Here is a 7,401-nt window from a genome sequence, read left to right as displayed (position 1 = left end):
GCAGAAGATGTGCCCCGCGGGATCGCGGTACACCCAGAACGAGGGCTGCGCGTGGTCGATGAGTTCGGCCCCGGCGTCGACGACGAAGTCCCTGGCCTGTTCCATGTCGTCGACCACGAGGTCCAGGTGGATCTTGATCCCGTCGTTCGGCCAGTCGATCGGAGTGAACTCCGGCGCACGCTGGAACGCCAGCCGCAGCTCGCCCGGGCCGTGAATCACCACCCAGTCACCGTCGTCGCCGGCAGGCTCCCAGCCGAGAATTGTGCTGTAGAAGCGGGCAAGCGCAGCTGGATCCGGGCAATCGAGCACCGTGTAGTCGACGGTGATCCGCGGTGGCGTCATGGCGGAAAGAGTAGCTGTCAGCCGCCGACGGCAGGGGCGATTGTCTCGAACCATGCGTCGTGCAGGTGCTGCTCCCAGTGGTTCCACCAGTGCACGCCGGTACCGGTGATCTTGACGTTGGGTCGACCACAGACAGCCTGCAGCAGCGGAACGAATGCCCGGCTGCTCATGCCTGCGGCTGTTTCGAGCGGCACCATCTGCGCGAACCTGACCGGGTCGAAGCTGCTGCTGGCCGGGTTGAACACAGGGTCCGTGGCCGGTGATCCACTTCCCGAGGAGACGAAGACTGCCGTGTTGCGCAGCGCACCGACGTTGAGGGACGGGTCGTTGCGGATCCAGTCCGCGGACGGCCAGGTACCCCACATGTTGCGAGCGTTGCCGCCCATCTCGCCGACGGCGACGGCGATACCTTGAGCGAACCCGGGGCTGCTGGCGGTCGGGTAGCCGCTGAACGATGCGACGGCCTTGTAGAAGTCGGGGTGGTGGGCGGCCAGGTTGAGCGCCGAGGTTCCGCTCATCGACAGTCCGGCCACCGCGTTGTTGACGTTGTCGCTGCCGAAGCGATCCGCCATGAACGGAGGCAGCTCCTGGGTGAGGAAGGTTTCCCACTTCACACGCCCGAGCTTGGGGTCGTCACGCTGCCAGTCGGAGTAGAAGGTGCCGCCGCCGCCGAACGGGATGGCCACGTTGACGTGCTTGTCGGCGAAGAAGCTCTCGACGTCGGTCTCGATGAGCCAGCCGTTGTCGTTCTCGGGCGCACGCAGGCCGTCGAGCAGATACAGGGTGGGTGCGGGGCCGCCGCCTGCAGCTTTGAGCACCTTGACCGGAATGTTCTTGTCCATCGACGGCGAGTAGACGTAGACGAGCTCGGAGTCGGCCTTCGCCACACCGGTCCCCATCAGCACCGTTGCCATCGTGGCGACCAACACCGCCACTACAGCGAGCACCAGACTTCGTATCCGACCATGCAGCATGAAGATTGTCCCCTTGTTCGTATCCAGCCGACCGTCTCGGGGAGGGTAACAGCCCGGTCACGGCTCCGCCTCTCCTAACGCAGCGGGCTGTCGACGATCCACCACGCCGCGTACGGCGGCAACCACACCCAGCCGGCGTCGTCGACCTGCAGATCGTGCTGCGAGAGGACCTCGACCGGGGCCGGAATTCCGAGTTCGATCAGCTGCGCGTGCGGGAACTGCCGGTGTTCGGCGGTGACGTTGTAGAGGGCGACGAGGGTGCCGCTGGGATGCCGCCTGCGCACCACGAGCAGACCGTCGTCCGACTCACTCTGTACGTCCACCGGTGCCTCGGCGTGCAACATCGGTAGTCCGGCGCGCACCTTCGCGATCCGCGCGATCCCGTCGAACACTCGTTGCGCGTCGCTCCCCTGCTGGAATCGGCCGGCGCGATCGGCGTCGGTCACGCGCGGCCGATGCACCCACCGGTTGTCCTCGGCATGAGCTGGCTCCTCGGCCCAGTTCGGATCGCCCGGGGAGCCGAGCTCGTCGCCGCTCCACACGACCGGAATTCCGCCCCATCCAGCAATGACGGCGTGCGCCAAGAAGATTCGCCCGAACGCGCCGTCGGGATCCAGGCGGGACGGGCCCAGACCGGTCAGCGCTGCTGCGGTTCCACTGATCCGGCGGTCGCCGGTGTCCGGGTTGTACTGGAATACAAGGCCTTCGGCCCAGGAGCCGTCGAATTCCCCGGAGTACCAGTCGGCCAGGAAATGGCGATGCCCTGCGCCCGAGAGCCCGAGAGACGCCGCGTCGCCGTCGTCGATGGCCCAGCCGATGTCGTCGTGGCAGCGAACGTAGGTCACCCAGGTGCCACTCGGCGGCGTCGGGGGCAAAGACGCCAAAGCGTGTCGCGCCAATGCTGTACTGCCCGTTGCCAACATCGACCACACCTGCACCATCAGCGAGTTGTGGTAGGCGATGTCCGAGACTCGGCCGGTGTGCCGCCCCTGACCCAGGTACGGCAGCAGATCCCGGGGTCCGACGATCGCCTCGGCCTTGAACAACGTGGCCGGAGCAGCGAGTCGAGCAGTAGCGCGCAAGGCCTGGGTGACCGCGTGCACCTCGGGCTGGTTCTGGCAGTTGGTTCCCAGCCGCTTCCACAGGAATGCGATCGCATCAAGGCGCAGCACTTCCACCCCGAGGTTTGCCAGGTGCAGCACGATACTCGCGAACTCCTGCAGCACAGCGGGATTGGCCCAGTTCAGATCCCACTGCCATTCGTTGAACGTCGTCCACACCCACTCGCCGAGGGTGTCGTCGAAGGTGAAGCTGCCGGGCGCGAAGTCCGGAAACACCTCGGGGAGAGTGCGCTCGTACGAGTCCGGGGTGGTGCGATCGGGATAGACCAGAAAGTAGTCTCGATACTTCGGATCGCCTGCGCGCGCCTTCTCGGCCCATTCGTGTTCGCGAGCAACGTGATTGAGCACCAGATCGACCACGAGACTGATGCCGCGGCCGCGTAACGTCTCCGCGAGTGCCCGTAAGTCCTCGTTGGTACCGAGATCCTCGCGCACCGCTCGGTAGTCCATCACCGCGTAGCCGCCGTCGTTGTCGCCGGGCCGCGGTTGCAGCAGCGGCATCAGGTGCAGGTAGGTGACACCCAGATCGGTCAGATGGTCGAGCCGGTCCCCCACCCCGCGCAGGGTTCGGCCGTACCGGTCGACGTAACAGGCGTAACCGAACATGTCCGGCTGCTGAAACCAGTCCGGTTCGAGCAAACGACGCTGATCGAGCCGGTGCAGATCCTCCGGGCGGGCGGCATAGGCGCGCGCAGCGATCTCCACGAGGGTGGCCGCCACGGCGTCGGGATCGGGGTAGACGGCAGTGACCGCGTCGTGCAGATCGGGAAACCACTGCTCGAGACGCAACTCGAACGTCTCGCGTCGGTGGGCGGGAAGTTCGGCGAGGATCTCGCGGGTGACGTCGGAGACGGCGGGGTGAACCATGGACACATTCTGGCATCGACCCCAGCGTGCGGGCGCGCATACATCCGGTTACCGCGGGGTATCAAAGCGGCATGTCATTGCTGACCCGCACGCTGGACACGATCCTCGACAGAGCAGTCGTTCCCGGATACTCCCGCATCGGTGCCACGGTGCGTCGCCGATTCTGGGCCGCGGATCCGACGCCGTTCCCCTCCCCCATCGACATGGTGGTGACCGGTGCGTCGTCCGGCTTGGGCGCAGCCACGGCGAAGGAACTGGCCAGGTTGGGGGCACGGGTACATCTGGTCGGTAGGTCTGCCGATCGGCTGGAGTCCGCGGCCGCCGCCATCCGAGACGACGTGCCCGACGCCTCGCTCGTGGTGCGCGAGTGCGATATCAGCAATCTCGATTCCGTTGCCGAGTTGATCGCGTCATTGGCGTCGGAACTCACCGCGGTGCACGCGCTCGTGCACTGCGCCGGGGTCATGCCGGACGGGCGGCAGCTGTCCGCACAAGGTCACGAATCTGCTTTCGCCACCCACGTTCTCGGGCCGGTCGCGCTGACGGTGGGACTGCGCGAACTGTTCGACGCCGGATCGCGGGTCGTGTTCGTCTCCAGCGGCGGCATGTACCCGGTGCCGCTGCAGTCCGCCGACTTCGAGTACGAGAACGGCAAGTACTCCGGTATGACGGCGTACGCCAGGACCAAGCGCATGCAGGTGGTGGTGACCGAGCAACTGGCCGAGCGGTTCTCGCTCGAAGACGATCCGGTGGTGCACAGCATGCATCCCGGCTGGGCGGCGACACCCGGCGTCACCGGATCGATGCCACTGTTCGGTTCGGTGATGAAGCCGATTCTGCGCAGTGCCGACGACGGGGCCGATACCATCGTCTGGCTCGTCGCATCCGACCAGGCATTGACCAGTACCGGCACGTTCTGGCACGACAGGGCCCCGCGTCCGACGCACTACCCGTCCTGGCGTGGAGATTCACCTCGTGTGCGAGATGCCCTGTGGGCCAGCGTGGTCGAGACAACGGGAATCGAGATCTGACGTCGTTCACGGCCCGACTGTCGGCCGTCTCAGCCCACCGACCGCGTTCCGAACGAGCGCCAGCAGGGTCAAGCTGAAGCCCCAGCCGAGCATGCACAGAATGACACCCACACCCGACTGCCCGGTGACATCGGTACTCGCGTCGACGCAGAACGCCGTCGAGAAGCCCACCGTCAGGCCCAACGCAGCGACGTGTCCCCCGGTCTTCGGCCATCGTGACAGGTGCGCGGCCAGCAGGCACAGCAACACGACCGTCGCACCGCACGCTGCGACTTGCCATGATGGGAACTCGTTCGGGGCCGGGAGACCCGGGCCACGCACTTCGCCTCGGTAGTCGGCAGACCAGCTCAGCCACCCTGCACACGCTACGAAACCCGATGCGGCAGCAGTCGATCCGGTGGCCCACAAGCCGAGCGGACCGGTTCCCCTTCCTTCTCGACGCTTCGCGAAGACGGCCCACAGAACGAGAGCCCAGAATGTCGACGGCACGCCGACGAAAACGAAGACAATCCACAGAAACTGAGACCACGAAAAGTCGACTGCCATGACCCGACGCTATCGGACATCGCATAGCTACAGTCGAGACATGTCGCTCGTCGATCGGTTGTCGAACTCGCTCCCCACGGATCGGATCGTTGTCGATCCCGACGTCATCGCGTCGTACCAGCACGACGAGGCAGAGTGGGCACCGTATTCGGTCCCGATCGCGGTCGTTCGGCCCCGCTCCGCTGAGGAAGTGCAGGCCGTCGTTCGCGCATGCCTCGTTCACGGCGCGCCCATTGTCACTCGCGGGGCGGGCACCGGGCTGTCCGGCGGCGCGAACGCCACCGAGGGATGTGTCGTACTCGCCCTCGACGGCATGGACGCGATCAAGGAGATCGACCCGCTCGAGCGCTACGCCGTCGTCGAACCAGGGGTGGTCAACGACCACTTGCGAGCAGCGGTCGCCGAACAGGGTCTCTGGTACCCACCGGATCCGGCCAGCGCGCCGTGGTCGACCATCGGCGGCAACGTCGCCACCAACGCCGGCGGACTGTGCTGCGTGAAGTACGGCGTCACCCGCGATTACGTCATGGGCATGCAGGTGGTCACCGGAACCGGAGAATTGGTGAGGCTCGGGCGAAAGACCGCGAAAGGCGTTGCCGGATACGATCTTGCGGGCCTGATGGTCGGATCGGAAGGCACGCTCGGCATCATCACCGAGGTGACCCTCAAGCTGCGTCCGCTCCAGGATCCGCAGCGGACCGTCGCCGGCTACTTCGATTCGATCGTCGACGCCGGGCGTGCCGTCGCCGCGGTGGCCGCCGCCGGATTGACGCCCTCCGCGTTGGAGCTGATCGACAAGCAGTGCCTTATCGCCGTCGACGCCTGGAAGAACATGGGGCTGTCGGTGGAGGCGAATGTGGTGCTGCTCGGGCGGATCGACGATCCCGGACTGATCGGCGATCAGCAAGCCGAGAAGATGCTCTCCTGCTTCGAGGAGGCCGGGGCCACGTGGTCCGCGGTCTCGACGGATCAGGAGGAGGCCGACGCGCTGTTCACTGCCCGACGGTTGGCGTATCCGGCGATGGAGCGCCTGGGGCCGGTATTGACCGAGGATGTCTGCGTGCCGAAGAAGCATGTGCCCGAGATGCTCTCGCGCATCGAGCAGATCGGCCTACGCTACGAAACGACGATCGCCAACATCGCCCACGCAGGCGACGGAAACCTGCACCCATTGCTCATCACGCCACACGACGACCTTCCGGCCCGGGAACGCGCTCAGGCCGCCTTTGCCGAAATCATCGACGCGGCACTGGAACTCGGTGGCACCGTCACCGGCGAGCATGGAGTCGGACTGCTCAAGATGGACGGTCTGGTGCAAGAACTCGATCCGGTGGTGTTGGACATGCACCGAGCGGTGAAAAAGGCGCTCGATCCCCACGGAATCCTGAACCCCGGCAAGGTGTTCGCGCCGTAACGGTTTCAGCCCTGTGGTTGTGATCGCAGATTGCCGTTGTGCAGCACGGTCACCAGCAGACTCGGCAGGCCGTTGACCAGCACGAGAACCGCGACCATGACGCTCACGGCCAGCCACGGCTGGGTCAGCCAGAAATGATTGCCGAGCTGTAGCGCACCGAAAAGGCTCAGTATCCAACCGGCAGTCTGAGCACGTCGAGCGCGTTGGGCAGGTCTGACCGGATACGAGCCATTCACTGCCGGCAACCTGGAGCCGTAGTTCTCACGAGCGGTAATTCGAGCGGCGACGATGTGCAGCAGCACAGCGAAGGTGATGGCACACACCGTAGCCACCATGCGACCGTCACCCTCTTCCCCATCGGTTCCCGTCAGCGCAGTCTCGCAGGTCGAATAGCAATGCGCCACCACGCAGTTCTAGGTCGCAACGATCGCGCCACGGGCTGCCGTGTTGCAGTCGACTGCCCACGCTGCGATTCTGTGGTCGTGCGAGTAGCTCTCATAGCCGATATTCACGGCAACATCGCGGCGCTCGACGCCGTCCTCGAAGACATCGAACGTCATCGCGTCGACTCGGTGATCAATCTCGGCGATCTGCTCTCCGGCGGCCTGCATCCGCGTCGAACTGCAGATCGACTCATGGCCTTGGACATGCCCACGATCGCGGGCAATCACGATCGCTATCTGCTCGAACAGCATCCCGATTCGATGGGTAGTTGGGATCGGCACGCCCATGATCGACTCGACGACGAGCATCGACAGTGGCTGGGCTCGCTGCCGTTCTCACTCGACCTCGATCACGGAATCCTCGCAGTGCACGGAACGCCCACCGATGATCAGCAGTACTTTCTGCACTCGGTCGACCCCGACGGCTCTCGCGAGGCAACCGATGCCGAAATTCTCGACCGGGCAGCAGGTTTCACCGACAAAGCTGTCATCGCCTGCGGACACACCCACCTGCAGCGACAGTGGACTCTCCCCAGCGGCACACTCGTGGTCAATCCCGGAAGCGTCGGCACCCCCGCGTACGACGACGATCTCCCCTACCCTCACGTCATGGAATCCGGGTCTCCGCATGCCCGCTACGCGGTACTCGACGACCACGACAGT

General features: G+C 65.3%; 8 protein-coding genes. 3 read left to right on the top strand and 5 right to left on the bottom strand.

Translation table 11 applies throughout. The annotated features are described in order from the left end of the window. From A2J02_RS20765 to A2J02_RS20755, 3 genes are all read right to left on the bottom strand, one after another. On the bottom strand, positions 1-342 hold a 342-nt coding region (locus A2J02_RS20765; protein WP_068052942.1), incomplete at its 3' end, for a VOC family protein. 17 nt (positions 343-359) lie between these two features. Beyond that, entirely contained in the window at positions 360-1,316 is a 957-nt protein-coding gene (locus A2J02_RS20760; protein WP_068052939.1) for an alpha/beta hydrolase, read from the bottom strand. Between the two features lie 74 nt (positions 1,317-1,390). Further along, the gene (locus tag A2J02_RS20755) at positions 1,391-3,304 is read right to left on the bottom strand and encodes an alpha-amylase family protein (RefSeq protein ID WP_068052936.1); all 1,914 of its coding nucleotides are present in this window, start codon (positions 3,302-3,304) and stop codon (positions 1,391-1,393) included. A 71-nt stretch (positions 3,305-3,375) separates the two neighbouring features. Here A2J02_RS20755 and A2J02_RS20750 point away from each other — a divergent pair, with 71 nt between their 5' ends. Then, positions 3,376-4,335: an SDR family NAD(P)-dependent oxidoreductase gene (locus A2J02_RS20750; protein WP_068052932.1), complete on the top strand. Its 960-nt coding sequence runs from the start codon at positions 3,376-3,378 to the stop codon at positions 4,333-4,335. A 6-nt stretch (positions 4,336-4,341) separates the two neighbouring features. Here A2J02_RS20750 and A2J02_RS20745 read toward each other — a convergent pair whose 3' ends face one another. Further along, positions 4,342-4,881, bottom strand: a complete 540-nt coding sequence (locus A2J02_RS20745) for a hypothetical protein (protein WP_068052928.1) — start codon at positions 4,879-4,881, stop codon at positions 4,342-4,344. Positions 4,882-4,921: 40 nt separating this feature from the next. Between A2J02_RS20745 and A2J02_RS20740 the strand changes: the two genes are divergently transcribed. Continuing rightward, entirely contained in the window at positions 4,922-6,295 is a 1,374-nt protein-coding gene (locus A2J02_RS20740; protein WP_068052925.1) for an FAD-binding oxidoreductase, read from the top strand. Between the two features lie 5 nt (positions 6,296-6,300). Here the strand turns inward: A2J02_RS20740 and A2J02_RS20735 are convergent, their stop codons facing one another. Continuing rightward, positions 6,301-6,630, bottom strand: a complete 330-nt coding sequence (locus A2J02_RS20735; RefSeq protein ID WP_068052945.1) for a hypothetical protein — start codon at positions 6,628-6,630, stop codon at positions 6,301-6,303. Between the two features lie 147 nt (positions 6,631-6,777). On the opposite strand from A2J02_RS20735, the gene A2J02_RS20730 reads away from it, so the two are divergent. Next, positions 6,778-7,401 (top strand): metallophosphoesterase family protein (locus tag A2J02_RS20730; RefSeq protein WP_197478092.1); only part of this gene is annotated, 624 nt, incomplete at its 3' end.

Source organism: Rhodococcus sp. EPR-147 (assembly GCF_001647185.1).
GTDB lineage: Bacteria > Actinomycetota > Actinomycetes > Mycobacteriales > Mycobacteriaceae > Rhodococcoides.
This window is presented reverse-complemented; position numbering and strand designations above follow the sequence as displayed.

What these genes read in the sequence shown, in the direction of transcription:
- A2J02_RS20760 (WP_068052939.1), bottom strand. Translation starts at nt 1,316, where the DNA reads ATGCTGCATGGTCGGATACGAAGTCTGGTGCTCGCTGTAGTGGCGGTG.
- A2J02_RS20755 (WP_068052936.1), bottom strand. Translation starts at nt 3,304, where the DNA reads ATGGTTCACCCCGCCGTCTCCGACGTCACCCGCGAGATCCTCGCCGAA.
- A2J02_RS20750 (WP_068052932.1), top strand. Translation starts at nt 3,376, where the DNA reads ATGTCATTGCTGACCCGCACGCTGGACACGATCCTCGACAGAGCAGTC.
- A2J02_RS20745 (WP_068052928.1), bottom strand. Translation starts at nt 4,881, where the DNA reads ATGGCAGTCGACTTTTCGTGGTCTCAGTTTCTGTGGATTGTCTTCGTT.
- A2J02_RS20740 (WP_068052925.1), top strand. Translation starts at nt 4,922, where the DNA reads ATGTCGCTCGTCGATCGGTTGTCGAACTCGCTCCCCACGGATCGGATC.
- A2J02_RS20735 (WP_068052945.1), bottom strand. Translation starts at nt 6,630, where the DNA reads ATGGTGGCTACGGTGTGTGCCATCACCTTCGCTGTGCTGCTGCACATC.